General features: G+C 60.4%; 3 protein-coding genes. All 3 read right to left on the reverse strand.

The genetic code is table 11. The features are described 5' to 3' along the window. Positions 1 to 51: 51 nt before the first annotated feature. The 3 genes from HMPREF0178_RS00120 to HMPREF0178_RS00130 are packed head-to-tail and all read right to left on the reverse strand — an operon-like array spanning position 52 to position 1,673. Positions 52 to 285: a hypothetical protein gene (locus HMPREF0178_RS00120; protein ID WP_009367865.1), complete on the reverse strand. Its 234-nt coding sequence runs from the start codon at positions 283 to 285 to the stop codon at positions 52 to 54. Positions 286 to 291: 6 nt separating this feature from the next. Further along, a complete protein-coding gene (locus tag HMPREF0178_RS20715) occupies positions 292 to 924 on the reverse strand; it encodes a DUF4376 domain-containing protein (RefSeq protein ID WP_009367866.1) in 633 nt (210 codons plus the stop codon). 23 nt (positions 925 to 947) lie between these two features. Next, the gene (locus HMPREF0178_RS00130) at positions 948 to 1,673 is read right to left on the reverse strand and encodes a hypothetical protein (RefSeq protein WP_009367867.1); all 726 of its coding nucleotides are present in this window, start codon (positions 1,671 to 1,673) and stop codon (positions 948 to 950) included. Positions 1,674 to 1,724 lie beyond the last annotated feature (51 nt).

Here is a 1,724-nt window from a genome sequence, read left to right on the forward strand (position 1 = left end):
CTCTCTCTCTCTCTCTCTCTCTCTCTCTCTCTCTCTCTCTCTCTCATGGGGTTACCTCGTTTCAGGCGGTGCCTGCAGGCGCAGCCTTTCGGATTTGAATGACGTTTCACAGTGGTTCTCATCGCCAAACAGGTTGGCCAGCCCGTCGATGGCGTACATCGCCCACGGGTTTCCGTCTGCCGCCATCCGGTAGGCTCGGCTGGACAGTGTTTCGTCCGGCCAGCCGCCGATGAGCGCATTGACGAGCTGGTCAACAGCGATGAGCAGGTTTTTCCAGTAGTTCATGCTGTGCTAGAAAGAGATTGTGATGGCGTTCAGCTCCTCGGTCGTAGCGGCAATATTGATTGCATCCCTGAGAGCCCATTTGCGGGCATAAAGTGCGGAGCCGTTCGCGATGATTTCCTGCTGCATGACGTGCAGATCCGTCAGTGTGACCGTATGGATTTCATTGTTGTAGTCACAGAACTGTAGGTTTTCCGGCGCGCCTTCGGCTTCCATAAGCGTGACAAGCCCGGAGACATTGCGGTTAGCCGCATCATTGGCGTCGATGTCGAAGCCCAGTGAACAGGTCAGATGGGCCGTGGCGGTCGCCTTTGTAAAGGCATTGGCCAGCTCTTCCTCTTTCCTGCCCCGGGTGGCTTCAACACTGTTGTATTCGGCAAGGCGGGCGGCCTCGGCTGCCGCGGCCTCTTCCTCAAGCCGGGCCTTTTCCGCTTCCCACAGTTCCACAAATGGAGCGACGTCTTCCGCATAATCGGCAGGGGTCAAGGGGTGGTTGATATCATCCCTCCATTCCATTTCGCCCGTACCATTATGCCACTGGATGGCATGCAGCTTTTCAGGGGCGGGGAAGTCGAACTGCAGCGGGGTGCCGTCAACGATGATGAGGCGGTCGGACGGGACGACGATGACATGCTGTTTCATGGAGAATATCCTTTCTAGTCTGGCTAGAGTTTCATGATGAAGCACAAGGCGTAGTAGGGAGGTAGGGTGTTCATGGCTTGCGCCGTGAGCGCGTGAGTGTGCCCGCCGTCGGTGACGGTGTGCCCGTGCGCAGCGGTCGTGACCGCGTGCGTATGGCCGTTGTCGGTGATGCCGTGGCTGTGCTCGGATGAGCCGACCGCATGGGCATGGCCGGGGTCGGAAACGCCGTGGCCGTGTGCCCACGAGTTGCCAGTTGCTCCAGCACCTACCCATGCAGGGTCTCTAAAAAACTGGACTCCGCCTTCAGACCATGCGGCGTCTCTGAAAGCTTGCGGTTGGTACTGAGCGTGCTGGTGACTCGGCAACGTATTCCCATCCAGCGTCGAACCCTGAATACCGATCCCGGTCCCTGCGGCTCCGGTCCAGATGTTCAGTGCGCAGTTCCATATGGCAATCCCGGTTCCGGCGTTTCCGGCAGTCCCTCCGGGAGCGGCGGTAGTGAGGCTGACGCCTGTTTTGGCGCTTCCGGCGGCGACGCTGGGGGTAGCCGTTGCCGTGCCGCCGGTTGCGCCGGGCTGATAGGCTTTCCCCGCCCCGAGGATGAAACGGTCGGTCAGGTTGGGGGTGCCGTTGGTGCCGTCGCACAGCGCCCACCCCGTGGGGATGGTGCTTGCGGAGCCGGACCACATGCCGATGAAGCCCGTAGGGACGGCTTCTTCAAGCCGGTTCAGGAGCTGCGGGAGTGCCATCAGCGCACCCCCCAACGGCCCACCAAGCTAGGAACCGTCTCTCTCTCTCTC

This window comes from Bilophila sp. 4_1_30 (assembly GCF_000224655.1).
Classification (GTDB): Bacteria; Desulfobacterota; Desulfovibrionia; order Desulfovibrionales; family Desulfovibrionaceae; genus Bilophila; species Bilophila wadsworthia.